This is a genomic window from Nonomuraea helvata, assembly GCF_039535785.1.
Classification (GTDB): Bacteria; Actinomycetota; Actinomycetes; order Streptosporangiales; family Streptosporangiaceae; genus Nonomuraea; species Nonomuraea helvata.
Window position 1 is genome coordinate 656,043 of sequence record NZ_BAAAXV010000012.1, and the last position, 23,752, is coordinate 679,794.

The 23,752-nt window shown below is 68.0% G+C and carries 23 protein-coding genes and 3 pseudogenes; 10 read left to right on the forward strand and 16 right to left on the reverse strand.

The genetic code is table 11. The features are described 5' to 3' along the window. Window positions 1-217 precede the first annotated feature (217 nt). Both ABD830_RS53425 and ABD830_RS53430 read left to right on the forward strand, forming a co-directional pair. The gene (locus tag ABD830_RS53425) at window positions 218-1,144 is read left to right on the forward strand and encodes a sulfotransferase domain-containing protein (RefSeq protein WP_345003326.1); all 927 of its coding nucleotides are present in this window, start codon (window positions 218-220) and stop codon (window positions 1,142-1,144) included. 546 nt (window positions 1,145-1,690) lie between these two features. Next, complete coding sequence (locus ABD830_RS53430; RefSeq protein WP_345003328.1) at window positions 1,691-2,284, forward strand: CAP domain-containing protein; 594 nt, start codon at window positions 1,691-1,693, stop codon at window positions 2,282-2,284. A 104-nt stretch (window positions 2,285-2,388) separates the two neighbouring features. Here the strand turns inward: ABD830_RS53430 and ABD830_RS53435 are convergent, their stop codons facing one another. The 7 genes and pseudogenes from ABD830_RS53435 to ABD830_RS53455 form a co-directional block, all read right to left on the reverse strand. Next, the gene (locus tag ABD830_RS53435) at window positions 2,389-2,688 is read right to left on the reverse strand and encodes a DUF4193 domain-containing protein (RefSeq protein WP_345003329.1); all 300 of its coding nucleotides are present in this window, start codon (window positions 2,686-2,688) and stop codon (window positions 2,389-2,391) included. Between the two features lie 852 nt (window positions 2,689-3,540). Further along, window positions 3,541-3,699 carry a hypothetical protein gene (locus ABD830_RS53440; protein ID WP_345003330.1) on the reverse strand — a complete coding sequence of 53 codons (159 nt, stop codon included), beginning with the start codon at window positions 3,697-3,699 and terminating at the stop codon, window positions 3,541-3,543. A gap of 293 nt (window positions 3,700-3,992) precedes the next feature. Then, a complete protein-coding gene (locus ABD830_RS53445) occupies window positions 3,993-4,466 on the reverse strand; it encodes a MerR family transcriptional regulator (RefSeq protein ID WP_345003331.1) in 474 nt (157 codons plus the stop codon). A 19-nt stretch (window positions 4,467-4,485) separates the two neighbouring features. After that, on the reverse strand, window positions 4,486-5,358 hold the full coding sequence (locus tag ABD830_RS53450; RefSeq protein ID WP_345003332.1) for an SDR family NAD(P)-dependent oxidoreductase: 873 nt from the start codon (window positions 5,356-5,358) through the stop codon (window positions 4,486-4,488). Window positions 5,359-5,926: 568 nt separating this feature from the next. Continuing rightward, on the reverse strand, window positions 5,927-6,106 hold the full coding sequence (locus ABD830_RS54620) for a DUF2278 family protein (RefSeq protein ID WP_378520874.1): 180 nt from the start codon (window positions 6,104-6,106) through the stop codon (window positions 5,927-5,929). Between the two features lie 121 nt (window positions 6,107-6,227). Beyond that, a pseudogene (locus ABD830_RS54625) lies at window positions 6,228-6,455 on the reverse strand (DUF2278 family protein); the annotation flags it as partial. 161 nt (window positions 6,456-6,616) lie between these two features. Further along, window positions 6,617-7,255, reverse strand: a complete 639-nt coding sequence (locus ABD830_RS53455) for a hypothetical protein (protein ID WP_345003333.1) — start codon at window positions 7,253-7,255, stop codon at window positions 6,617-6,619. A gap of 1,370 nt (window positions 7,256-8,625) precedes the next feature. Here ABD830_RS53455 and ABD830_RS53460 point away from each other — a divergent pair. Continuing rightward, window positions 8,626-9,036, forward strand: coding sequence for a phosphotransferase (locus tag ABD830_RS53460; protein ID WP_345003334.1), 411 nt, complete (start codon window positions 8,626-8,628; stop codon window positions 9,034-9,036). A 172-nt stretch (window positions 9,037-9,208) separates the two neighbouring features. Here ABD830_RS53460 and ABD830_RS53465 read toward each other — a convergent pair whose 3' ends face one another. Then, window positions 9,209-9,652 carry a PQQ-dependent sugar dehydrogenase gene (locus ABD830_RS53465; protein ID WP_345003479.1) on the reverse strand — a complete coding sequence of 148 codons (444 nt, stop codon included), beginning with the start codon at window positions 9,650-9,652 and terminating at the stop codon, window positions 9,209-9,211. On the opposite strand from ABD830_RS53465, the pseudogene ABD830_RS53470 reads away from it, so the two are divergent. Next, window positions 9,596-10,029, forward strand: a pseudogene (locus ABD830_RS53470) (SDR family oxidoreductase). The gene ABD830_RS53465 and the pseudogene ABD830_RS53470 sit on opposite strands and share 57 nt — an antisense overlap. Before the next feature lie 33 nt (window positions 10,030-10,062). Here ABD830_RS53470 and ABD830_RS53475 read toward each other — a convergent pair. Continuing rightward, window positions 10,063-10,641, reverse strand: coding sequence for a GNAT family N-acetyltransferase (locus tag ABD830_RS53475; protein WP_345003335.1), 579 nt, complete (start codon window positions 10,639-10,641; stop codon window positions 10,063-10,065). A 200-nt stretch (window positions 10,642-10,841) separates the two neighbouring features. On the opposite strand from ABD830_RS53475, the pseudogene ABD830_RS53480 reads away from it, so the two are divergent. Then, window positions 10,842-11,204 (forward strand): annotated as a pseudogene (locus ABD830_RS53480) (transposase); the annotation flags it as partial. Between the two features lie 30 nt (window positions 11,205-11,234). Here the strand turns inward: ABD830_RS53480 and ABD830_RS53485 are convergent. Further along, window positions 11,235-11,723, reverse strand: coding sequence for a GNAT family N-acetyltransferase (locus ABD830_RS53485; protein WP_345003336.1), 489 nt, complete (start codon window positions 11,721-11,723; stop codon window positions 11,235-11,237). 563 nt (window positions 11,724-12,286) lie between these two features. On the opposite strand from ABD830_RS53485, the gene ABD830_RS53490 reads away from it, so the two are divergent. After that, window positions 12,287-12,697 carry a cellulose binding domain-containing protein gene (locus tag ABD830_RS53490; RefSeq protein WP_345003337.1) on the forward strand — a complete coding sequence of 137 codons (411 nt, stop codon included), beginning with the start codon at window positions 12,287-12,289 and terminating at the stop codon, window positions 12,695-12,697. 562 nt (window positions 12,698-13,259) lie between these two features. Here the strand turns inward: ABD830_RS53490 and ABD830_RS53495 are convergent. Continuing rightward, window positions 13,260-15,077, reverse strand: a complete 1,818-nt coding sequence (locus ABD830_RS53495) for a serine/threonine-protein kinase (protein ID WP_345003338.1) — start codon at window positions 15,075-15,077, stop codon at window positions 13,260-13,262. A 485-nt stretch (window positions 15,078-15,562) separates the two neighbouring features. After that, window positions 15,563-17,005 (reverse strand): MFS transporter, encoded by a 1,443-nt coding sequence (locus ABD830_RS53500; RefSeq protein ID WP_345003339.1) that lies wholly within the window; start codon window positions 17,003-17,005, stop codon window positions 15,563-15,565. A 138-nt stretch (window positions 17,006-17,143) separates the two neighbouring features. Here ABD830_RS53500 and ABD830_RS53505 point away from each other — a divergent pair, with 138 nt between their 5' ends. Together ABD830_RS53505 and ABD830_RS53510 are read left to right on the forward strand one after the other, a co-directional pair. Beyond that, window positions 17,144-18,067, forward strand: a complete 924-nt coding sequence (locus tag ABD830_RS53505) for a LysR family transcriptional regulator (RefSeq protein WP_345003340.1) — start codon at window positions 17,144-17,146, stop codon at window positions 18,065-18,067. Further along, a complete protein-coding gene (locus ABD830_RS53510; protein ID WP_345003341.1) occupies window positions 18,064-18,429 on the forward strand; it encodes a hypothetical protein in 366 nt (121 codons plus the stop codon). The genes ABD830_RS53505 and ABD830_RS53510 overlap by 4 nt, the downstream gene beginning before the upstream one ends. A gap of 369 nt (window positions 18,430-18,798) precedes the next feature. Here the strand turns inward: ABD830_RS53510 and ABD830_RS53515 are convergent, their stop codons facing one another. Together ABD830_RS53515 and ABD830_RS53520 are read right to left on the reverse strand one after the other, a co-directional pair. Continuing rightward, window positions 18,799-19,068, reverse strand: a complete 270-nt coding sequence (locus tag ABD830_RS53515; protein ID WP_345003342.1) for a hypothetical protein — start codon at window positions 19,066-19,068, stop codon at window positions 18,799-18,801. 194 nt (window positions 19,069-19,262) lie between these two features. Next, window positions 19,263-20,237 carry a LysR family transcriptional regulator gene (locus ABD830_RS53520; protein ID WP_345003343.1) on the reverse strand — a complete coding sequence of 325 codons (975 nt, stop codon included), beginning with the start codon at window positions 20,235-20,237 and terminating at the stop codon, window positions 19,263-19,265. 107 nt (window positions 20,238-20,344) lie between these two features. Here ABD830_RS53520 and ABD830_RS53525 point away from each other — a divergent pair, with 107 nt between their 5' ends. Next, a complete protein-coding gene (locus ABD830_RS53525; RefSeq protein ID WP_345003344.1) occupies window positions 20,345-20,968 on the forward strand; it encodes a LysE family translocator in 624 nt (207 codons plus the stop codon). 290 nt (window positions 20,969-21,258) lie between these two features. On the opposite strand, the gene ABD830_RS53530 is transcribed toward ABD830_RS53525, so the two are convergent. Next, window positions 21,259-21,405 carry a hypothetical protein gene (locus ABD830_RS53530; protein WP_345003346.1) on the reverse strand — a complete coding sequence of 49 codons (147 nt, stop codon included), beginning with the start codon at window positions 21,403-21,405 and terminating at the stop codon, window positions 21,259-21,261. A 351-nt stretch (window positions 21,406-21,756) separates the two neighbouring features. Between ABD830_RS53530 and ABD830_RS53535 the strand changes: the two genes are divergently transcribed. Then, window positions 21,757-22,314, forward strand: a complete 558-nt coding sequence (locus ABD830_RS53535; RefSeq protein ID WP_345003347.1) for a dihydrofolate reductase family protein — start codon at window positions 21,757-21,759, stop codon at window positions 22,312-22,314. Window positions 22,315-22,759: 445 nt separating this feature from the next. On the opposite strand, the gene ABD830_RS53540 is transcribed toward ABD830_RS53535, so the two are convergent. Continuing rightward, on the reverse strand, window positions 22,760-23,098 hold the full coding sequence (locus ABD830_RS53540; protein ID WP_378520870.1) for a transposase: 339 nt from the start codon (window positions 23,096-23,098) through the stop codon (window positions 22,760-22,762). Window positions 23,099-23,752: the final 654 nt, after the last annotated feature.

A 23,752-nucleotide genomic window follows, 5' to 3' on the forward strand; every position in this document is an offset into this window, starting at 1 on the left:
CAGCCCCTAACGACGCCTCTTCAGCCGGCGATCAGGTCAGATCCGCCACCTCGTTCCTCGGCTGTCTCGATAACCGCGGCCACACTCTCGCCTCCTGCTCGCAGAACGACATCGACGCTTGGTTCGCCGAGAACACTGAGAGCGCTCGCAACCGGCTACCGGCAGGATGTCGTGCGGTGAATCATCTGGGCCTCACGGGATCGGATCCGCTGCAAGGATGACGGCCGTGCGCCGCTACGAGACGAGTATGTACGACAGCAACCGCTGGGACGGCTTCGAGCTCCGCCCCGGCGACATCATCATCAGCACCCCGCCAAAGTGCGGGACGACGTGGACGCAGATGATCTGCGCCCTGCTCATACTGCAGGAACCGGAGCTCCCGCTCCCGTTGGACACGCTCTCGCCGTGGATCGACATGGTGACTCGCGCCCGCACAGACGTGTTCGCTGACCTGGAAGCCCAGACGCACCGCCGGTTCATCAAGACCCACACGCCGCTCGACGGGATACCCAACGATCCGACGGTCACGTACATCTGCGTCGGGCGGGACCCGCGCGACGTGGGGCTGTCGATCGACCGCCATATCGACAACACCGACATCGGCGCGTTCCTCAGCCAACGCAAACGGGCGGCCGCGATCGACGGTATCGAGCTCGGACCATTGCGGCCACCGCGGCCGCGCCCCGACGGCGAGCGGGACCGCTTCTGGCAGTGGGTCGACGACGAGACGCCATCGACGCAGGTCGGGTCGTCGCTGCGGCGCACTGTAGAGCACCTGCAGACGTTCCGGGACGCCGCCGACGATCTCGACATCATGTACGTGCACTACGACGACCTCAAGGCCGACCTGGAGGGGCAGATGCGGCAGATGGCCGCCCGCCTCGGCATCGACGTCGACGAACACCGATGGCCCCGCCTGGTCCAGGCGGCGACGTTCGAGTCGATGCGCAACAGGGCCGACACGACCGTCCCCGCCGGCGGTCCGGAGCACTGGATCGATCCCACCGCGTTCTTCAGCCGCGGCACGAGCGGCCAGTGGCGCGACCTCCTCGACGACGCCGACCTCGCCCGGTACGCCGCGCGCGTGCGGGCGCTCGCGTCCGACGATCTCGTCGAGTGGGTGCATCGCGAGCCGATCGACTGAGATCCCCGTCCGGCGGTATCCCCGCACTACCCAAAGCTGATCGTCAGCGCCGCCCGCCGCCCATAACTGCCGATCCGCGCTCGGGACCAACATCAGGGGTCTGCGCCTCAACCGACGCCGGATTCGGCGATCGGGGCAGGGTGGCAGCGCGTCGGCTAGCGAATCTGGTCACACTCTGTGATGGTCATAGCGCCTTCTTCCTTGCCGCCAGCGGCCAGATCCGGATGGCCGCCGACACTGCGCCGCCGCCCCGCCCCTCCTCGGTGCGAATGACCTCGGGCCGGTGAGTGCGGTCAGCTCTCACGAACAACGGGCCCGACTCCAGGCCCAAGATCGCGGTCGAAACTGGCGAGCACACGCGGTCCGTTGTCGCGAACATAATCACCCGGCAAAGTCCGCGGAACTGCTCGGCGGACTGGCCACGACAACGCTGGAGACGGTGGCCGGCCCATCGCTGCGGCTGAGTAAGGGGCTACTCATGTACGCACCCGGGGGCCGCCCTTTAGCTAGAAGGGCATGAGCATCCCATCGCCGAAGGAGATCACTATGATGCGCACCGTAGCTCTGGCAGCCTTAATGGCCGTCCCGTTCGTGAGCGCCGCCCCGGCGTACGCGGCCGCGCCGGGGTGCGCCGCCGCGGCAGCGTACTACGACGTGGCTCCGACCAGCAGCAACCTCGCCATGGTCGGCCAGGCGGTGCACTGCCTCATCGACGCCGAACGCGCCAAGGTCGGGCTGGCCGCGCTCACCCGCAACAGCTCGCTCGACTCGGCGGCGAGATCGCACGCCGCTGCGGCGGCGAGCCTGAAGTGGTGGCGGCCCGGCGCCGACTCGCACACCAACCCGCAGACCGGTTCTACGCCGTACAGCCGTATCACCGGCGCGGGTTACTGCCCGAACCCGGTGTCGTGGGCCTACTCCGAGACCACCTACACCGGCTGGGGCACCGGCTACGGAACCGCGCGGGCCGCCGTCAACTGGTGGGTGAACATCAGCACGTACGGCCACCGCCAGATCGTCCTGAGCCCGACGCTGACAGACCTCGGCATCGGGGTCGCGGCCGGGTCGGCGGATCCGGCCGGCGCGGGGGCCGCAGGCGGCGGGACGTACGTTGTCGACTTCGGGCGTTGCCAGCGATAGGCCGGCGACGTGCCGACGGCCGCCTCGGTGTCCACAGGATCGCCGTTGGAGTGCATCCGGAAGCGGCCATGGGCGGCGCGGCCGTGGCCTCATCGTCGTCCCGGTCAGGCGGCGCACTCCAGGCAGACCTGCTGACCGTTCCGTTCAGAGGCGCGCTGGCTACGGTGGTGCACCAGGAAGCAGCTCGAGCAGGTGAACTCATCCGCCTGAGGCGGAATCACCCGCACGGACAGCTCTTCATTCGACAGATCCGCGCCAGGCAGTTCGAGCGACTCGGCCAGGTCGGTCTCGTCGACGTCGATGCTGCCGGACGACGTGTCGGCGCGGCGAGTCTGGAGTTCTTGGAGGCTCTCCTCCCCGGAGCCGTCGTCGATCTTACGTGGGCTGTCGTAGTCGGTCGCCATGCTGTTCATCCGCCTCATCTCAATGTCTTCGCGGGGCCGCCTGTCTTGCTGCCCGACCCGCTGGGAGATTCCCATCCGTGCCCGCACGAATCCACAACGAACCTTCCGACTCCGGGCGCTAGGGACCTGTCAGGGAGACCGGCAATCCGTAGGAGCCAGGGCGCAGTCGGCGGCCAGCGCGTCAGCTGTGCCGTCGATGTAGACGCCTACCCTTGCTGTACTGGCCTCGGAGTCGGTGATGGTGTGGATCTGACCACCGCGCGCACAGGAGCCCGTCGCTTGTCAGCCAGCTCCGCTACGTTCGGAATGGCAAGATCCGCGCGATTCGGCAGTAGAGGCGTTATCGGTGGTCTCCGCTATCGTCGCCGTCGTCAGGGCGGCCGGCCCGCACGAAGGAAGCGCCCTGCCGCACGCTGGGCATCGCACGAGCGGAGCCCTACCCGACCCTGAAACGCCCACGCGTCTCTGACGCGCCAATGCCGTCCCATTCCCGATGAGCCAACACGCCGCAAAGCCGCGATCGCAGGGCCGCAGCACTAACGGGCCCGAGCATGGGCGCGGTGATCGTAGCGTGGGGCCGTGATATTCCGGATCGCGCATGGTGGCGGTGGCCGTGACTGCTGATCGGCCCCAGACGGAAAGGCGCTGGTGTTTCTCCTGCAAGGCGACGCCCAGGAACGCCGAAAGCATGGCCGTGGTGCTTTGGGTGGATAACGGGGTGATCGTCACGCAGGTTCACACTCCAGGCTGCGCAGCCTTACATGCCGTGACGCACCTGCCAGACGAGGCGGACGGCATCGGCCCCCTCAGCACCAGCCGTGGTTCGTATCAGCCGTAGGCGGGCGCGTCGGCTCAAGTGCCGCTCCGCAACTGGTGCAGCGTCCGCTGCCTGCCGGGCAGCTCGGCGGTTGCGGACTCGAGCACCTCGCCGGAGTGCCGGCCGAACAGCCGGGCCAGGCCGGTGCCGGGCCAGGCCGGTGCCGGGTCGACATCGGCTGGCGGCAGAGGCACACGAGCGCGCCGGCAACCTGATGCCCAGACCACACAGCTGGTCGTTCACCTCTCCTCCAGACGTCGCTCCAGACTCTGCGGCAGCTGCATTTATCCTCGGTCTTTTTGAAGCGTCAGGCACGTCAGGCAAATGCGCTCCAACAGACGTGCCTGACACGTTACCCAGGGTTGTCAGGCACGTTCGCCACAGTGAGGATCCGGGGCCTGTGGACCTGTTGTGAAGAGACCGGACCGGTCCAGGAGCGCCTGAGAAGGCTCGTCAGGGCCTGTTGCGCGGTCACCCCGGCCGCCGGTCAGCCTTCTGGGTGCCCGTCGTAGACGCGGATCTTGTATTCGGTCGTCTCCAGGGCGAGAGTGAGTTCGCGGATCTGTCGCACGATGCGGTCGCGTTGGTCGAGCATGATGCGCCGACGTTCCGAAATGGTGCTCGGGCCATGCTCGACGAGGGCGATGTAGCGCTTGAGATCCTGCATGGTCATTCCCGACAGCCGCATCCGGGTGAGGAAGATGAGGCGGCGCAGGTCGAACGCCGAGTATTCGCGGTAACCGGAGGCGTTGCGTGCCGGCCGCAGGAGTCCCTCCTGCTCGTAGTAGCGGAGGGTGTGGGGGGACAGGCCGATCAGGCGGGCGGCCTCGGCGACACTCTTGGGCGTCGCCGAGGTCTCGATCGTGGTGTCGTCGAGGATTTCGTGCAGCGCATCGATGACCGACGCGGACGGTTCTTCGTCGGCGGCGAGGATGCGCTCGATCAGATCTTCGGTGGCCATGGTCGACAGGGTACGGAGCTCAGAACGCGCGTAGCGCCGGCGGCATGCCGGGAAAGTCGGCCGTCTGGCTTACATACGCCCACTTCTCGACGTCGCTGAGCGCGTTCCTGTAGCTGCGGGTGAGATTGCGCACGGCCTCGGCGCCGAGCGGAAGCCTGAGCGGCGCGTCGGGCGTGTCGAGCATGTCGCGGATGGCCGAGGCGGCGCGTGCCGGGTCGCCCTCCTGGATGCCGTCGGCCTCGGCCATGTTCGCGCGGACGGCGCCGAGCACCTCGTCATAGATCGGGTGCTGGTCCACAGTGTTGAGTACCTCGGCGGAATTGAAGGCGGTGCGGAAGCGGCTGGGCTCGGCGATGAGGACGCGGACGCCGAACGGCGCGACCTCGCCCGCCAGCGCCTCCGACCAGCCTTCAAGGGCGAACTTGCCGGCCGAGTAGCTGCCGACGGCGGGGAAGGACATCCGGCCGCCCTGACTGCTCATCTGCACGATCGCACCGGAACGACGCGCACGCATGTGCGGCAGCACCGCGCGCACGTAGGCGGCCGGGCCAAAGAGGTGCTGCTCGAGCATGTCGCGCAAGTGCGCGTCCGTGACCTCCTCCGCGGCGCCCACCTGCCCGGCTCCGGCATTGTTGACAAGTACGTCGACGTGCCCGAATGCGTCGAGCGCGCGCCGTACGACCGCCGCGGCCGCGTCCGTGTCGCGCACGTCGTGCTCGACCGGCAGCAGCCGGTCACCGTACTGAGCCCGGAGCGCGTCGAACCGGCCGGCCCGCCGCGCCGTGCCGACCACCTGCTCGCCCGCGGCCAGCGCCGCCTCGGCCAACGCCAGGCCGAGCCCGGAGCTCGCACCGGTGATGATCCAGGTCTTGGTCCCGTTTGTCGTAGTCATGACGGCGAAGATAGACATTCGAGCGCGCTCGAAGGCAAGCAGGCTTTCCGGCGGTGCAACGATGATGCCGAGGGCCACGAAGCTCCCAAACATGACGTCGTAGCGGGCCCGCAGGCCCCACAGCGTGCGGCGCAGGCCGATGCCGTCCAGGACGATCTTGTCCTCCTACGCCTTACGCGGCGTCGCGGCCACCATCACTGAACGCTTACGGTCGTTAGGTCGCGGACCGCTCTGATGTCCAGCCGGTGTCGCGCTGACACGCTCACAGACACGGCCGGCCCGATCGCCTGCATGGGCCTCCCTCCCTCCCCCGGGAGCACATGCCGTGCAACGCAGCCAACGCCTCACGTACCTGACAAGACCACAGAGGCTAAGAACCCAAGATAACTGCATATAAAGGGAGGCCCAGAGATGAGGTGGCGCGGCACAGCAAGGGGCCCTCGGTGGTCGGCCTGGCGAAGGTCGCCGCCCTTGAGGGCGGCATGCGCCGACCACAACGGGCCACCAGACAACGAACACCCCCGCCCGGCGTTGAGGGACGGGGGCGCCTGCCCTTCGTTGCGGGACGTCAGAAAACGATGGTCCACCCTTCACGGTTGGCCTGGTCCGCACCCGAAGACCTGTCCGGGGCGCTGGGTTCGGGACCCCACCGCTCGCCAAACACGAACACCTGCGCGTCGGGGTCGCTGATCGCCCGCTGCACGAAGTGGTCGAGCCGGTCGGCCAGGTCGTTGTCGGCCCCGGGCAGTCGGGCGGCAGCGGCCGCATCGCGGCAGGGTCGAACAGGTTGCCGCGGATGAAATCAAAGGCAACCCGCCGGGCGCGGACGCCAGCGACGTCCACCCGCTGCCGGCGGCCGGAAGCAGCTGAACGACGGGGTGGCGGAAGTCCTCGGCCGCCAGGTACAGCAGCTCGGAGGGGGCCTGCTGCGATTGCATGTCCACCGCCACCCTGTAATCGGTCCCTGCGGCGTCGGTGACGTGGATCTGGTAATGCGGGGTGTCTGCCCCCCTTCGCGACGCCGGTCGACCGCGCGCCCGGCCAGCACACCATAGGATTACAGGGGCATAAGTCCACTCCTCCAGAACGACGATCACGTCCCGTGCCGGTCCGGTTGACGCGGCGTACCCGGGCAGAGAGGCTAACCGCCAGATCGCGGCATCGGACGCCTATCGTCGAAACCAGTCGTCCGGGCAGGTCTTCGATCGCGTATCGCCGCCTGAAGTCGCCCTGGCAAGCCCCTGACGCTGTTCTCCCCTCAGTCAGCCAGGTAGGAGATCGAGCGAACCTCGTAGCCGGCGTTCCTGGAGCCGCGTACATGCATCAACATCGCACCACCCTCATAGGAGTAGGCACACGAGTAACCCTGCGGCTCCTTGCTGCAGCCCTGGAAGAAATGGGTGACGCCGCGCGGGTCGTACGTGACCTTGAACAGCTTCCGCACCGTGGCGGAAGTGGCGACCTCGAGCCCGCCGTACTCGTCGCCCCGCTTCCAGGCCGCGAAGAGATGCTTGGCCACGATGGGCGGCTCGGTGATGCGGCGCGACAGGTAGACCTTGCTGACCTTCGAGCCGGTAACCACCATCGCGATGCCGTCAAGCCCGCCGGGCACGCGCACGCTTGTATGCACGAACCGGCACACGTTGCTGGAGCAGCCGTCGAAGCGATCGGGCGCCCGGTAGACATAAGTGAAGATCGTCTTGACCGCAGAGGGGGTGGCCGCCTTCGCCGCGGCCGCGCGGTCGGCGGCCAGCCAGGCGCGGAACAGCTTGTTCGCCACCTTGCCGGGCGCAGGCGTCCCAGCCGAGGCGGAAGCGGCGAAGGCGGGGCCGGCAGAGGCGAGCGTCAGTGTCGCAGCCGCAGTGAGAGCGGCGCCGAGGACCAGTCGTTTGAACACGCTACGACACTAAGGGCGCCGCCTTGCGCAGGGATTGAGCCCGGCTTGCAATGGTCCGGGCGGCTTGCGGCGGTTGCGAACGCCCGGCTGGCACGCACTGACGATGCGGCTCAGCATGGCGTTAAGTCCAGCGAGATCGCACGTGCAGATCAGCGCCACCACCCGGATCTCCACGTCCTCGATCGTGGCATGGCCGACCCTCGATGACCTCGTCCGGCTGCGCCAGGCCCGGCGCTGCCGCTCCTCGTCCGCTCCTCGTCCGGGTCCCCGCCGCGACCCGGACTTTGGGCGGCGACGCACTCGCCGACTAAGCCAGCCCCCGCGCCGACATCGGCTCCCCCACCGATGCAACATGCCCTCAATGCCAGCCAACGTGCCTGACGTGCCTTAAAAGATCATTTCGCTCTGACCTGCGAGAAGAGACCGTCGTTCGGCGCGACAGCTCGGACAGGCCTGTTTTGGGTGATGTACGGGCGAAGCCCGTGCCCTTGATGATTTTGGGGGCTAGGATTTTGCATAAACCGGACGCCTTTACATTGTAGATTAATTAAAGCTGACGGGATCTCGCCTCAGCTCGGCTCCTGCCAACAGCGGCGGCCACCCACGCGTGCTGTTCACAGTCGGCCAGCAGCTCTCCCGCAGAACCGGTTCGCCCTTTCAGTCCGTCAGCTGACGCAGCAGCCCTCCAAGCGCGTCAGTGCTGTAGGCCGGCCCCGATTTCGCCAGCCAGGAACAAGCGCCGCTTGCGCGTCCATCGGGCTCAGGCACACTGCGACGAGGCGGCTGGGCGCTGCAAGACGCTCAATACCCTGGCGAGACAAGCGGACGCGTCGTGCCGAGAACGAGAAGCCGATCGACAGGGCACGCCGAGGCCGCCCGGCTGCTACCTTGCGAACAACCGTGCCACGTTCGGACAAACCCTGCATCAGGAGGATGCTGTGAGGTCGCAGTCGATGTGGCGAGGGCTGTCTCACTCAGAATCGGGTCACTCCGTACGCCAGGATGGAACCATGTTCGAGGAACAACGCCTTCTCGGGGGGAACGCCGGCGGAGCGGTTCGGATCGGTGACACCGTCCGCCGTGTCCCCGGTCGATGGACGCCCTCCGTGCACGCACTACTCCAACACCTGGAAGCTGTCGGCTTCGAGGGAGCTCCACGAGCACGAGGATTCGACGATCAGGGCCGAGAAGTGCTCTCTTTCGTACCCGGTGAAACGGTCGGGACTACACGGCCGTGGCCCAGTTGGGTACACAGCGAGGACGCGCTTTGCCAGGTGGGCCGTTGGCTTCGCGACTTCCACGCCGCCGTGACGACCTTCGTCCCTCCTGCGGACGCGGTCTGGCGCGAGGGAGGGACCTGGCGGCCCGGCATGATCGTCGGCCACAACGATGCCGCCCCCTACAACGCGGCCTGGGCCGATGGACGCCTTGTCGGCTTCTTCGACTGGGACTTCGCCGCACCGGTCACACCGGAGTGGGACCTTGCCTTCACCGCCTTCGCCTGGGTGCCACTGCACGCCCGCGACGTCGTGACGGCGGAAGGCTTCACCGCGTTCGCCGACAGACCCCGAAGACTGCGGCTGTTTCTCGACACCTACGGCTGGAGCGGACCGGTCGGGCAGTTCATCGACATCGTCCGCCAGCGGGTCAGCGCCTCGGCCGAAGGTATCCGACGCGTTGCGGCAGCAGGAGACCCGGTCTACCAGAACATGATGAAACATGGCGTTGACGCCGCGCTCGAGACGGCCGTGAACGAACTGGCCGACTTCCCGGATACATGAACGCGTGCGCAGCCCGCCGCCTCCGAAATCGCAAGGTCAGGTTGAACGGTCGTTGGCAACGGGCTGCAGACCTACCTTGCGAGCCCCAGGCCAAAGGGATGGCGAGTCGCAGGGTAGGCCCGCGAGGAGTCTGAGTGCAGAAATTAGCGATAGATATGATCATGGCCAGCTATCAGTCAAGCGGGATCTGCCGTAGGTGCCTGCCACGCAGGTCGGCCGAGTAGATGCTCCCGTTCGTGATATCCATGCCGCTGGGGCTCGCCTCGGCCGGTGGCCATTGCTGGTCGGTGAAGCCGTTCCGGTTGGCGATGCCTTCGACTTCGGGCCAGCCGTAGTTGCCGCCTGGCCGGATGACGTTGAGCTCGTCCCAGGCGAGGCCTTGAGGGTTGCGGTGGCCGGAGCTGTAGACCAGGGAAGCGGGGAACGAGTTGTCCGAGAAGACCCTTCCTTCCGGCGTCATGCGCACGATCTTGCCTGCGAGCACGTTCATGTCCTGGGCGACGGTGCGGTCGCCGGCATCCAGATCCCGCCCAGCGACGCCGCCGACGAGGCGATCGAGGTGTTCGACCGGGTCAATGCCATCAAACTGCGCGGCGTGTGGGCGAGCATGAAGCACCAACTACGGCACATGCGCGAGCAGGGCAGCGGTGCGATCGTCAACCGCTCCTCCCCCGGCGGCCTGGTCGGCATCCCCGGCCGTGCTTCCTACCACGCCTCCAAGCACGGCATCATCGGCCTGACCACCAGCGCCGCCCTAAGTACGCGCCGCGCGGCGTCCGCATCAACGCGGTCTGCCCGGGCACCATCGACACTCCGATGGTCACCGACATGATCGCCAAGGGCGAGCTCGACCTTGCCGAGGCCGACATGCCCATCAACCGGCTCGGCACCGCCGAGGAGATCGCCCAGGCCGTCCTGTGGCTGTGCAGCCCGGGCGCGAGCTTCGTGATCGGCGTCGCCCTCCCGGTCGATGGCGGCTACGTCGCCCGCTGACCCCACCCAGGGTCCTGCTGTGACCGGGAACCTTCACCGGGTTGGTCGCGCCTGGCGGCTGCGGTTGGCGGGGACTTCGAAGATGAGTCCGAGACCTTCCTCTTCGTCCCAATCTTCGCCGACCTGGACGAAGCCGAAGCCGGCGATCGTGGCCAGGGACGCCACATTGTCGGGACTGATCGTCGCCCGTACGGTCTTGACCTCCGGTTCGGCCGCGGCCCGGCGCAACAGCTCGATCAGGATGGCTCGGCCATAGCCCTGGCGGCGGAAGCCAGGAGCGACGGCGTAGCCGATCTCCACCATGCCCGCCTCATCGGGCGGTCCGTGAAATCCGGCATGACCGATGACGACACCTTCAGGCCCGGTCACCGCCTGCCGCGCCATCCACCGCGCGTGGCGGGGATCGGCGGCCATCTGGTCGAGCCGAACCTGCCACAGCCACCGCGCTCTATCTGTCACGAAGTACTCAGTCAGCGCGACCCCAGCCGTGTCGCTGGCTGCGGGCAGATCCCCATCGAGCAGAGCGGACATCGCAGCGCTCGACAACTCGACAAAGCGCACATGCTTCGAACTGGTGGGGAACGACGTCTGGCGATCGGACTCATCTGTCACGTGCGGATGATCGCAAAATGTCCGACAGACGTCCAACGAATTTCGGAGAGTTCCTGTCAGCCAGGCGACGCCCCACGAAGCTGGTCGTCGCGACGTGCCACGACATGCTCGGGCGGTTTTGATCCTTTCGACGGTTTCCGCTCCGTGGTCGGTCCTACGCGGCGCCTGCTCGGCCTGCCTGCCGACATCGATGCGTACCAGCTGATGGCCCGGACGGCGCACCGATCTTCGTCATTCTGGACAACCTGTCGGCGCACAATAACTGGCGCATCCGCGCATGGGCCAAGAAGAACAAGGTCAATCTGCTGTTCACCCCGACTTACGCCTCGTGGGCCAACCCGATCGAGGCGCACTTCGGACCCTTGCGGCAGTTCACCCCGGCCAACTCCGACCACCCCAACCACACCGTACAGACCCGTGCGGTGCACGCCTACCTGCGCTGGCGCAACGCCCACGCCCGCCACCCCGATGTCCTGGCCGCCCAACGCCGCGAACGCGCCCGAGCCCGCAGCGAGAAAGGCATCCGCTGGGGCGGCCGACCCCGGTCAGCCGCCTCAGCATGATCGGGCCAGGTGAGCCGTCCCTGCCATCTCTCAGCGATCACCAAGCCGGCTTGGTGCCAGCTCCGCGATGACCTCCTCACCATCAACTGCTCCCGTCGGCACGAAACCCAGCGACTCGTAAAGCCGTCCAGCAACGATGTTGTCCGGCTGATATGCCAGCCGGATCGTCCAACCGCCCTCCTGCGCCGCCAACCAGGCCGTCATGGTGCGCAGGAGGGCGCGGCCGAGGCCCTTGCCCTGCTCCGAGCCATCGATCATCATTCCCCCGATCCAGTGCGAGCCGTCCTCATCCACACCCCACATGACGTGCCCAACGACCGTGTCGTCGGCGTAGACCGCCAGCGAGTTCCAGCTGCCTTCACGCATCGACAGCAACAGATAGCGGGCAGCCAGGGCGGGGACATAACGTCGCTGCTCGTCAAGCGGCGCGATGTCAGCGACTGCACGCCAGTTCTCCTCATCTACCTCCCGCAGCGTGACGCGCCGACCGGTTCCGTCGAGAATCCCGTGATCAATCACCAGATGAGACTACTGTTCTCAGTCCAGCAACCCGTGATTGTTTCCGGTCACAGCGCATTGAAGGTTTCCACACAGCTGGCCAACCGCGAGTGTCCTGGGTGGGGAACCCATTCCGCCGTACCGGTTCGCCTCAAGACGGGCCGTGGTACCAGCTGTAGTCACAGGCCGAGACTGTTGTCACACAGCTACATTGGGGACTGGTCGCACGGACCCGAGCCGGGCCCCTTCATGCATGCCAGCCGGCGCGGGGCCGGTCCTGCGTACGCTGCGGTGGGCTTTCCCCGAGCAGGCCCACGCCAGCCCAGGCATCGCCCGTGTGTGAGAGAGGCCGGATCGTTCGCGCTTGGCGGCAAGCGCTCCGGCGGGATGACGGGTGAAAGTTTCAGTTCGAAAATCCCAGGATGAGCCGCTGATCGGGAGTGGCTGCAGGCGAAGCCGTGGTCGGTGCGCAGGCCCTGGGCGTGGGCCGGTTCACGCGTTGACTCCGGCCCACCAAGAGGGTACCCCCGAGGGGAAGCGCACCCCGCTGTCGGGCCGTGCCCGCTCCTGCCGAAGGGTTGGTCATGACCAGACGACGTACATGGCGGTTGGCTCGGGTGACGGCAGTTCTGGCCGGAGCGATCGTATTGATCGCCACGTACGCCTCCCCCGCACAAGCGACGATCATTGCGTGCGAGTGGGAGAAAGTCAGCTCGTGGACCAACGGTTTTCAGATCAAGGTCACCCTCATCAACGACCCGATACCGGTGAACGCCTGGACGGCCACCTGGACGTGGGACGGCAACACCAAGGTCACCACTGCGTGGGATGCGATCGTGACCCAACCAGGCCAGAACATGTCGGCGAGCAATCAGTCGTACAACGGCTATGTCCCGCCGCTCGGCCGGGTGAGCTTCGGTTTTCTGGCCACCGGCGTCACCGACGGCCACGGCGGCGGCCTGAGGGTCAACGGCGGGCCCTTGCTGCCGTGCTGAACTGCCCGCACCGGCAGTTCGTCGCGAGCCTGCACGGCCAACTCCCGGCCGCTGCTGGCTTCTTCTGCCCGCCCGGTGCCATTGCGGCGCACTGCAGCGCCGGCGAACGGGAACGTCCCTTTCATGGCCACCGCGGAGGAGCACGGGTTGGCGAAGCCGTCGGCCTTTTCGCCGGCGGCCGAGTGGATGCCTCGCGCCCTGCCCTCGCGGCGTGGCTTCGGGACAGCGTCGCCTCCGCGCAGTCTCTGCTTCGCGCTCGGCCGGTGACACCTTCCGACCGGGCTCGCGCCCGCCGGGCAGCGGCCGAGTCGGTCATGCCGCTCCACCTGTCCAGCGAGGGCGATGCGCATCCAGGAGCCAGCATCGCTCCATCAACACCATCGTCAGCGAGGTCGGCCGCCTGCACGACGCCCAGACCACCGACCCGAACGTCAACTCGGCACCCTGCGCCCGGCACGACGGGCCCGTTGAACAGGAGGGAGATGATCGCGAAGGCAGTCGACATGTCCCGGTGATCCCAGCCTGCGCCCCTCCAACCCACCGGGTGTCCGCCCCGGCGGCGTTACCAGATCTCGGCGGGGCTCTCCACGCCGCCGCTCCACACGGTCGTGCCCTTCAGCTTCCACCGCTGGCGCACGTCGTGGAGCTGGCCGGCCCGCGGCGCGGTGACCTTGAACGGGCCGCACACGGCGACGCCGCCGTTGGTCATCGGTGAGACGCCCTTGCAGATGTACGGCTGCGAGGCGTTGGTCTCGGCGTCGGTGTTGTACAGCTGGAGGTGGATGTCCGACCGGACCGACTTGGGGCCCTTGATCTTGCCCTTGATGTGGAAGACGCCGTCCACCAGGACCATGCAGGGCGCCATCATCGTGCCCTCGCCCACCGGGGCCCAGTCCCGGCAGCGCCAGTCCAGCTTCGACACCTGGTCGGTGTCGGGCTTCTGAGTGCCGTCGTCGGGCTTGACCTCGTCCGTCTCGTCGGTGGTGCGCGGCTTGGGCGACTCGACGGGCTTGGACTCCTTGGTCGGCCCGGGGGCCGGCTCGTGGGTGGTGGTCTTCTTCTTCGGCTCCGTGGACGGGGGGCCGGCGGGGTCGGCGGTGGTGCCGTCACGCACCTGGCGAGCCGTTTCGCCCTTGCGCTCGTCACGCTTCCCGGTGCCGGGGGTGGTGGCTCCCGGGGTGGTGACCGGTGCCGTGGGGGTGGACTGCACGGCGAACAGCGGCTGGGTGTCCCGGGCCACCACGGTGCCGGATGCGCGCCAGGGGGCCACATAGGCGACGGCCGCGGCGCTGACCGCCAGGGCCGCCCCGGCGGCCGACAGCACGACCACCCGCTTGCGCGACCGGCGCTCAGGACCGCCCCTGGGGCCTCCCGGATCGGCGGGCCCTCCTGGGCCCGTCGGGCCGGCCATCAGCGGGCGCGGGACGGGCGGACCGGCCGGGGCAGGGCCGGACGCGCCGGTCGGAGAAGGCGCGGGCGAGGGCGGGAGCGGCGGGGCCAGGGGCTCGGAGGTGACCGAGGGGGCCTCGCCCCGCGAGACAGGCGGCAGCGCCGGAAGGCCCGCCAGCGCGGGCGCGGCCTCGCGGAGCGCCGCCACGACCGCCCCCGCGGACGGGCGCGCCGCCGGGTCCTTGGCCGCGCACGCCGAGACGAGAGCCCACAGCGCGTCGGGCATCCCGGGCAGCCGCCGGGGCGCGGCGATCGCGTGCTGCCGGATCAGCACCATCGGGTGCTCCCCCACGAACGGCGGACGCCCGGCCAGCAGCTCGTAGAGGATCAGCCCGAGGGCGTACACGTCCACGGCCGGCGTCGCGGCGTCACCGTCGGCCACCTCGGGTGCCAGGTACACGGGCGTGCCGATGACGGCGCTGGTCTGGGTGATGCCGGGGCCGTGCAGGATGCGGGCCACCCCGAAGTCCGTCAGCCGGACCTGACCGGTGGCCCGGTCGAGCAGGACGTTGCCCGGCTTGACGTCGCGGTGGACGATGCCGATCTCGTGTGCGGCGGCCAGCGCGCCGGCCGTCTGTGCCAGCAGGGCCGCCGCCTCCGCCGGGGGCAGGGTGCCGCGCCGCTGGATCAGCGTACGCAGGTCGCCGCCCTCGACCAGGTCCATCACCAGGGCCAGGCGCTCGCCCTCGACGACGAAGTCGCGGACGGTGACGATGTTGGGATGGCGTAAGGTGCGCATCACCTGACGTTCCTGGATGAAACGCAGCACCAGGTCCTGGTCGGCGGCGAGGCCGTCACGCAGCAGCTTTACCGCCACGACGTCGCCGGTGTCCCGGTGCCGCGCACGCCAGACGGTGCCCATGCCGCCGGCGCCGATCTCCTCCAGGAGCACGTACCCACTGCCCAGCGAAACGTCAGACCCGTCCGCCATCAACCGCTTTCCCCCTCCGAAAGATGGAGATCACAATAGTCAGGAAGATCCGCCTCCAGGTAGATGGAGGCAAGCCGCCCCTCATGATCACGTCCATCGCGACCGATCGGTTCGATCTGCTCCCGCTGGAGGTCGGATGGCCTTGGTCCTCGCCGATCCCGCCCGGCACGCGTTCATCGGAGGTGGCCTGGGCTCGGTTGTCACCTTCCGCGCCTCGACCATGAGGGTGGCCACCGCGTCAAGACCAGCCTGTGACCTGCATCGCTGGATGGCGTGATTCTGGGTTCGTTATAGATGCAGAAAATGCGACATCAAGCGCTGCGAGTCACAGCCGTAGCGCACACCACTAACCCGACCCGGGCAGGAGGAAAGAGCAGGGATGTCAGTGATCCGCAGACCAACCCCAGACCGACCGCCGAGGTCACCCGGCCTCGGCTGATCGCCCCGTCCAGGATTCTTAAGTGGACTGCATTTTGTATGCACGCTCAAGAATCTGAGCTTCGGGAACGCACCCGGAGCCCCACGACCACGGCCATGCCCAAGGCCACGAGAAGAGCCGCGACGGCGAAGGTCCAGTGAGTTCCGCGAGCCACCTCAGCCGACGCGGCCGTGGTGACATCGCTCGTGCCCGCGGCGAAGGCGAAGACCGCCCCCATGACCGACGCACCGGTGATGAGACCCAGCTTCCGGGAGAGGTTCAACATGCCTGACACCAGGCCACGCTGGTGCGGGGAGACGTCTTTCATGACCGCGGTGTTGTTGGCCGCCTGGAACAGCGCGTAGCCGGCGGTGGTGATGACCAGGGGCAGGACGTACCCGATGACGCCGGCGGTCGTGGGCGTCAAGGAGAGCGCCACGGTGCCGACGATGATGCCGCCGAGCCCGGCGATCACCATGGCCTCGGCTCCGACACGATCGGTGGCGCGCCCTGCCGGGACGCCGGTGAGAGCGGACACCGCGGGACCGGCTGACATCACCAGACCGACGAGAGCCGGGTCGAGCCCGAGCGCCCGGGCCAGGTGGAAAGGACCCACGACGAGAGTGGTCATCATGACGGTCGAGACCAGAGCGCTCGCCGCAAGGCCGGCGGCGAGGACAGGATCGCGGAGCGTCGAGAGGGTGAGCAGCGGGGACGAGACCCGGCTCTCGGTGATCACGAACAACGCGAGGCCTGCCCCGGAGACGATGAGCAATCCGGCGGCGAGCGGGCCGGACGAGTTCCCTTCGATCGTCATGGCCAGCGCATAGGCACCCAGGGTGATCGCCAGCAACGCCGTGCCCACGGTATCGAAACGCCGCCGTGCGGAGCCCGTCGGCGGTGCGGAGGCGGGCAGCACCCGCACCGTGAGGGCGAGGGTGAGGAGGCCGAGCGGCACACCGATGAGGAAGATCGCACGCCAGCCGAAGACCGCGATGAGGACTCCACCGAGGGAGGGCCCCAGCGCGGTGCCGACCGCCGACATCGTCCCGAGCAGCCCCATGACGCTGCCGGTGCGGTCCTTGGGCACGGTCTCGCCGGCGAAGGCCATCGTCAGCGCCATCATGCACGCGGCCCCGGCTCCTTGAAACGCCCGGGCCGCGACCAGGAGGGGAAGGCTCGGGGCGAGGCCGCACAACAGCGTCGCGAACGTGAACACGGTGATGCCGCCGAGCAGGAGACGACGTCGCCCGGCGAGGTCGCCGAGTCGGCCGGCGCCGACGATCAGCGTCGTGACGGCCAGCAGATAGGCGATCACAACCCACTGGACCTCGCTGAAGGAAGCCCCGAAGGCCACGGCCAGGTTCGGCAGGCCGACGTTGGCGATGCTGGTGCTCAGCGAGGGCAGGAGCATGGACAGCGACAGCGCGATCAGCGCCCAGGCCAAGGGCGCGCGGCGCACAGGCGATGTCTGGTCGGGCTTGGTGCCCGGAGGTGTTGCAGGTCTCAAGAGAATGGCCTCTTCCTGAAGTCGAGGGGGTCGCAGTGGGACAGTAGGTCTCCTTGCGACCTGGCGGAAGACGCAAAGATGGAAAGTGATCTGTGCATGAAACGCCATGTTCCGGCTGATCCATGAGATCGTGTACATATGGCACGGCCCGATCTGAACTTGCTGGTCACGCTGGACGTCCTGCTTGAGGAAGGCAGCGTGACGCGGGCAGGTGAACGGCTCGCGCTCAGTCCTTCTGCGATGAGCCGTGCGCTTGCGCGGTTGCGGCGAGCCACCGGCGACCCGCTGCTGGTGCGGGCCGGCCGCGGGCTGGTGCCCACGCCGCGCGCCTTGGAACTGCGCGACCGTGTGCGTGGCTTGGTCCAGCAGGCCGAAGAGATTCTGCGGCCGGCCGCGAGGCTCGACCTGACAACCCTGGAGAGGACCTTCGCGTTGCGCACCAGCGATGGGTTCGTGGAGAGCTTCGGCCCCGAGCTGATGGCCAAGGTCGGCAGCGAAGCGCCTGGCGTGCGACTGCGGTTCATGCAGAAGGCCAAGAAGAACGCGGGTCCCTTGCGACTCGGCGGCGTCGACCTGGAGACGGGCGTAGTCGAGCACGCCCTGCCTCCGGACGTGTTGAGCGCGCCGCTGTTCGCCGACCGGTTCATCGGCGTGGTGCGACGCGAGCACCCGCTGAGCACCGGGAAGGTCACGACAGCCCGGTATGCCTCCTCACGACACGTGCACGTCTCGCGGCGCGGTCTGACGGAAGGGCTCGTGGACGAGGCTCTTCGCCCAACGAACCACGAGCGGGAAGTCGTGACGATTGTGGACGGCTTCAGTGCCGCCTTGGCCCTGGCGAAGGCCTCGGACCTGGTCGCCACGGTTCCGGAGCGTCACACCGTGAACCTGCGGCGCGGGATGCACACCTTCGAGTTGCCCTTCCCGGCTCCCGAGGTGACGGTGTCGTTGTTGTGGCACGTCCGGCTCGATGCAGACCCGGCTCACCGGTGGCTGCGCGACTGCGTGCTCGATGTGTGCCGGCAAGAGACAGGTCGTCGGACCGGCGGCCCGCCACGATGACGACGGCAGAAGGCCGCTCACCCGGTCGCGTGCAGGGCTCCGGCCACCAGGCGGCGGATGCAGGCGGCGTCGAGCCCATCGGGTCGGAACAGGATGCGGTACGTGATCGGTGCCCCGAGCTGGCAGACGACCGATTCCACGCCGTTTACGCCGGACCGACCCGGCCCCTCCGCGACAGCCTGGCCGACGACCACCCCGGCCGCGCAGCCGTCGTCTACGACGACGCCGCCTACCAGGTGATGGCCCTCGCCTACGGCCACGGGAGCTTCATGGAGATCGGCCTCCCCGCCACCATAGGCGCATCAGCCCACCGGCTCGCCTCCGCCGTCCTGGCCGGCGTAGCCGCCAGCCCACCGGCCTGAACCAGGCCCTGCTGAGCCCACCGTGGACCTTCTCATCCACTTCGTCAGCCGTCTCTGGTCCCACAGAACGGTGATGCCTGCGAAGGGTTTTCACCGTCACCATCGTCACGCAGAGCTATGCGCGGCTAGGAACTCAAACCCGCGACACAGGCCACGTAGCGCCAAAATCCGGTCCGACCCTCCCCGGGGGCCTATCGCCCGACTGGGAACGCATCGGCCATGACGATCCTGCCTACGTCGCGAGCTTCCATCCGGAGCGAATTCGATTGACCAGCCTCGCGAGCCCGGGTTCGTCGTCACGCGAGAGAATCTAATGATCTTGATGACGGTGGTCTTCGTCGATTCTCGGTCGCGCTTGCGGCTCGTTGTTCAGACGAGCGCCGGTGTGGGAGCGGGCAGGTAGGGGGTGATGTTGCGCCAGGCGCGCTCGATGTATTCCTCCTTTTCGCCGACCGGGGCGACATAGTGCAGCGCGCTTTCGGCGGCGTCGTTGCCCTCGAGGCGGGCGATGATCCAGGCGGCGAGGTAGTGCGAAGCCAGGCAGCCGCCGGCGGTGGCGATGTTGTCCTTGGGCTGCTTGCGGGCCACGCCGGCGTCCTCCAGGTCGCTCTCCGTCGATGCCTGGATCACAGTACTCATCAGGTGCGTTCTCCTTGATCAGGAGTTACACCAGTGACCGTACAGACCCGCGGACGAGGCACCGCGGCCCGCACCCGCCGGGTGGAGCGCCGACGACGCGGCGGGGTGGTTGAAACCGGCTGCCGGCGTCCATGGTCGGTCGGAGCGGGGCCGGCCGCTCCGGACCAGGCGGTGTCGATGCAGAACCGGGGCTTTCAGGCTCCGGGCGGTGAGTTCGATGAGCGTTGTTTTTCTCGCAGGGGAGCCTCCCAGGTGGCGGTGATGTCGCGGGCGACATCACGGAGGAGGTCGATGAGCATGTCTGCGAGTGGTGTGAGGCCGGCGTCGGTTCGGGTCACGGCGTAGAGCTGGCGGTAGGGCCTGGGGTGGGCCAGTTCGCGATGGGTGGTGCCAGGAGCATGGGTCAGGGCCAGGCGCGAGACCAGGGCCACGGCGATGCCTGTGCCGACGAGGGCCTGGGCGACGTCGTAGGACTCGGTCTCGAACCGCACGGTGGGTGTGAAGCCGGCCTCGCGGGCAGCGTCGTGGAACTGTTCGCGGGCGGCATGGCCGGCCAGGATGGAGACCCACGATTCGCCGCGCAGTTGTTGCAGGTGAAGTTCGGTGTCCGCGGGCTGCCCGGTGGCCAGCGGGTGGTCATCGGGGAGGACCACGACCATCGGGTCCAGCAGGAGCGAGTGGGCCCGTAGGTGTGGGGGCGGCGCGAGCGGTGTGCCCCAGGACGCGACGATGGCGAGGTCCAGGCGCCCCGCACTGATCTCGTCCGCTCCGCGTCCGGACACCACGTCCACGACCGAGACGTCGGCGTCCGGATGGCGGTGTCGCAGGGCCGTCAGAGCGGGTGGCAGCAGGTGCAGGGCAGCCGCCTGGAACGTTCCGATCCGCAGACGGAGCGAGAGGTGGCCGAGCAGTGCGGCCAGTTGCGCCTTGGCCTTGTCCGATGCCTCCTCCACGGTTCGACCGTGGGAGGCGAGCAGTGCACCGGCCGTGGTGAGCGTCGCTCCGCGAGGACCACGGATGACCAGGGGCACCTGCCAGTCGCGCTCGGCCTTGGCCACCTGCTGGGTGACCGCCGCGGGCGTGAGGTGGAGTGCGTGAGCCGCCGCCGTCAGGGAGCCGTGCCGCTCGATCAACGCGAGAAGCCGCAGCTGTCCCGGATCCACCACCATTCACTAATCCTAACGCTGCACCCTTCTCTTTTAACTTCTCTTACGGGTACGGGAGGGGAAGAGTGGTGGGCACCCATCGACCGCAATCCCCGGAAGGGTTCTTTTCCATGCCCACGCATGTGCCCGTTTTCATCGCCACCACCTTGCTGCTGGCGATGCTGCCAGGCGCGAGTCAGGCCCTGATGATCCGGCAGGTTCTGGAAGGCGGGCAACGCACGGTCCGAGGCACGCTCGCGGGCAACGCCACCGGCTTCCTGCTGTGGTCCACAGCCGCCGCGGCCGGGCTGTCCGCCGTCCTGCTGGCCAGCCCCACCGCGTACGCGGTGCTCCGGATCGCAGGCGGCATCGTGCTGATGATCCTCGGGGTGAACACGCTGCGGACCACGCTTACCACCGTCTCCACCCGCCCGCCCCGCGAGGGCGGGCAGCGCACCGGCTTCGCAGGCGGATATGTCACCGGCCTGATCACCAACCTCGGCAACCCCAAGGCGGGCGTGTTCGCCGTCTCGGTGCTGCCCCAGTTCGTGACCGCGGAAGGCCCGGTGTTCCTGTCGACCGTCGCCCTGGGAGCCCTGTGGGCGCTCGTCAGCGCCTCCTGGTACACGTTGCTCACCTGGGCCGTCAGCCGAGGGCGCGCCCTGGTATCGAAGCCGACCGTCCTGCGGGGACTCAGCGTGACCACCGGCGTCGTCCTGCTGGGGCTGGGCGCCGCTGTGGTAGCAGGTGTCTGAGGGCCGGGCCGGTGCTTCTTCCAGCGCCCGACCGCCCGAGGCATCTGCCGCCTTGTGTACTGGCAGCCATGAGGTTGCCCTGTATGACCGGTGGCGACGAAGGCGTCTTCGAGGGTCCACGCCCGGCGCCACCACCCCGCGGCCGGCAGCTGCTCGCCAACCGCATCCCCGACGCCCGACTGCACCTGGCCCCCATGGCCGGCACGCCTACTTTGAGGAATGCCGCACCCACGCCGGCCCCCTCGTCCCGGATTTTCCCACCGCCACGCACAAGCCGTAAGAAGGGGTCTTCATACCTCGTCAACGATCTTCGGGATGCGCGGCGGAGCGCGCACAGTCGGCCGAGCTGGTCCCTTGCTGTGGCTGACCGCGCCGAGCAGGGCCGGCCCGGCCCGGCCGCTGCTGCCGGGCGGCCGGACCGTGGCCACTGAGGTCACCTCGGAAATGCGACTTTGGTTGCTGCCGGACCGTCCCGGCCACCGGCTACGCTCTGCGGCTATGTTCGTGGCCACCGCGCAGGACGACCTGCGGCTCAGCCGGCCCCGGCCGCGTCGCGCGCGTACCGTCGCCGGGAGCGCGTTCCTGCTGGGAGTGAGAGGTGTCGATCGCGCAGAGCGCGATGAGTTTTGAGGGAACCGGCGGTCTGAGTGTGTGAGTGACCAACCACTGAGCACGAGCTGATCGAGCGGTGGACGCCGATCGGTGAGAGCTCATGCAAGTGCCCACTTGGGGCGTTGGGCCCGCGCTGGGACCGTCCCGGCGCGGGAACAAACACATGGAGGCATCTGATGCGGAAGTTGATTCTGGGTTTTTACGTCTCGCTCGACGGCAAAAGCGCTGACGGGGACAACGGAATCCGGGACGTCATGATGAGCATCGACGACCCCGAGCAGGAAAAGTACTTCGTCAGCCGGCTGTGGGAGGCCGGCGCCTTCCTCATGGGCCGCAACACCTACGAGATCATGGCCGGATACTGGCCCACCTCCGACCACCCTTCTGCCAAGGCCATGAACGAGATCCCCAAGGTCGTGTTCTCCCGCACCCTGACGTCGGCCGACGACTGGCCCGAGACCCGGATCGCCGGCGGTGACACGGCGGAGGAGGTCGCCAAGCTGAAGGCCGAGCCCGGCAAGGACCTCGTCGCCGCCGGCGGCACCGCGTTCATGCACTCCCTGATCAAGCTCGGCGTGGTCGACGAGTACCGGCTGTGGGTGCTGCCCGCCGTCACCGGCAAGGGTGCGCCGCTGTTCCCCGAGTTGGATCAGGCCGTGAACCTGCGCTTGGTGAAAAGCACGGCCTTTCCGTCCGGAATCCTCGAACTGGTGTACGTGCCGGCCGACAAGTAGGCCCCGGCAAGCGACGCGCACTCACGGCGGCACCGGGGGTGGGCGCCTACCCATCCCCCGCTGTTGTTCGGTTCTCAGGCGAGGTCGTACCGGCCGCTGGTCCTGTCGTCGGCGTTCGCTCGCGAGTGATCGCCTCAGTAGAGGCGCCACGGCGTCAGGCCGTTCCGGGGGCGCTGGCGGTGCGATCCGGTGGGTGGCGATCTGCAAGGTCAGAGCCGCGGCACTGCAGCGGCCCGCGACAGGGCGGTCGAGCCGTCCTCGGGCCTCTGGCCCACGTCAGCGACGCGAGGGCATCACGGTCAAAATCCAGGGACGTGTGGCACCGTCCGGCGACCAGCGGGCCGGCGTAAGCGCTGTCGCCCCAGAGCAGAGTGAGCTGTGGTGCAGCATCCGCAGCCGCGCCAGCGCCTCCCGGCCCGCCCGCAGCCGGACGGCGCGATGGAGCTCATCGCGGATCCGGTTGAAGACCCCGGCCCTCGTCCAGCGCGCAAAGAAGCCGAAGACGGGCTGGAAACGGCGGGAAATCCGCCGGCAATGCCCTCCATTTCGTGGCGTTGTCATTCACGGACCTGATCGTGTCGATGATGTCGCGGCGATGGTGCTTCTCCGGGCGTCCGCCCTTGGGCGTCTGGCATGCGGGCACCGGGAGCAGGGGCTCGATCAGGGCCCACTCTGCGTCGGAATCGCCGGATCGGCTGATCCGGGTCAGCTCGGTGCGCAGGCGCGAGCGTTCGTAGGGGATCCAGTCGTCGGGGCGAGGATGAGAAGCGGTAGCGGTCGGCATTGGTCCAGATCGGCGGGGTCAGGTGCGCCATCACCGAGACCTCACGGATGTAGAGGATGCCGGCTGCTGGTGCCGGTCGAGACGATCGTGCGGCAGGTCAACGCCTTCCCGCGCGGCTGGTTGGGGTATTTCCGCTACGGAAGCATGCACCCGCGTCTTCGACAAGATCAGAGCCTTTGCACTTGCACGGCTCGCGTTATTCCTCGCCAAGAGGCACAAGCGAAGGCGCACGGGGGGCTGGCTTCAGGCCGTCTGCACCGTGCCGGTGAAGGACGTCGCGGAGCCGTGTGCGGGAGAACCGCACGCTCGGTTCGAAGCGACGGGAGCTGGAAACGGAGCCAAGAACCTGGTCATGGCCACCGGGGGTGACACACACCCGTCCGAGAAACCGGCGGCATTGAAGGTCTCAGGCCCTACCACCAGGAGAAACTACCGCGCCAGCTCCCGACCGTACCGCAATCGATATGTCCGGCAATTGCCCGGTCAGTGCCCTTTGATTCAGTGGCCTTCCTACGCATAATTTTCGGTACCAGGCCAAGAGCCACGAAATGGCGTAAACGCGTCGATTCTTCATAGGCGCAGAAGGAAAGGGAGTAGTCGTGGTCAAAATATCTTCACGGCCATCGTACTGACAGTCGGACTCGGGTTCGCATT

Bases quoted from the DNA above. Each gene is read 5' to 3' on its own strand.
- ABD830_RS53425 (WP_345003326.1), top strand. From the start codon at position 218: ATGACGGCCGTGCGCCGCTACGAGACGAGTATGTACGACAGCAACCGC.
- ABD830_RS53430 (WP_345003328.1), top strand. From the start codon at position 1,691: ATGATGCGCACCGTAGCTCTGGCAGCCTTAATGGCCGTCCCGTTCGTG.
- ABD830_RS53435 (WP_345003329.1), bottom strand. From the start codon at position 2,688: ATGGCGACCGACTACGACAGCCCACGTAAGATCGACGACGGCTCCGGG.
- ABD830_RS53445 (WP_345003331.1), bottom strand. From the start codon at position 4,466: ATGGCCACCGAAGATCTGATCGAGCGCATCCTCGCCGCCGACGAAGAA.
- ABD830_RS53450 (WP_345003332.1), bottom strand. From the start codon at position 5,358: ATGACTACGACAAACGGGACCAAGACCTGGATCATCACCGGTGCGAGC.
- ABD830_RS53460 (WP_345003334.1), top strand. From the start codon at position 8,626: ATGATCGTCGGCCACAACGATGCCGCCCCCTACAACGCGGCCTGGGCC.
- ABD830_RS53490 (WP_345003337.1), top strand. From the start codon at position 12,287: ATGACCAGACGACGTACATGGCGGTTGGCTCGGGTGACGGCAGTTCTG.
- ABD830_RS53495 (WP_345003338.1), bottom strand. From the start codon at position 15,077: ATGGCGGACGGGTCTGACGTTTCGCTGGGCAGTGGGTACGTGCTCCTG.
- ABD830_RS53505 (WP_345003340.1), top strand. From the start codon at position 17,144: ATGGCACGGCCCGATCTGAACTTGCTGGTCACGCTGGACGTCCTGCTT.
- ABD830_RS53510 (WP_345003341.1), top strand. From the start codon at position 18,064: ATGACGACGGCAGAAGGCCGCTCACCCGGTCGCGTGCAGGGCTCCGGC.
- ABD830_RS53515 (WP_345003342.1), bottom strand. From the start codon at position 19,068: ATGAGTACTGTGATCCAGGCATCGACGGAGAGCGACCTGGAGGACGCC.
- ABD830_RS53520 (WP_345003343.1), bottom strand. From the start codon at position 20,237: ATGGTGGTGGATCCGGGACAGCTGCGGCTTCTCGCGTTGATCGAGCGG.
- ABD830_RS53525 (WP_345003344.1), top strand. From the start codon at position 20,345: ATGCCCACGCATGTGCCCGTTTTCATCGCCACCACCTTGCTGCTGGCG.
- ABD830_RS53535 (WP_345003347.1), top strand. From the start codon at position 21,757: ATGCGGAAGTTGATTCTGGGTTTTTACGTCTCGCTCGACGGCAAAAGC.
- ABD830_RS53540 (WP_378520870.1), bottom strand. From the start codon at position 23,098: ATGCCGACCGCTACCGCTTCTCATCCTCGCCCCGACGACTGGATCCCC.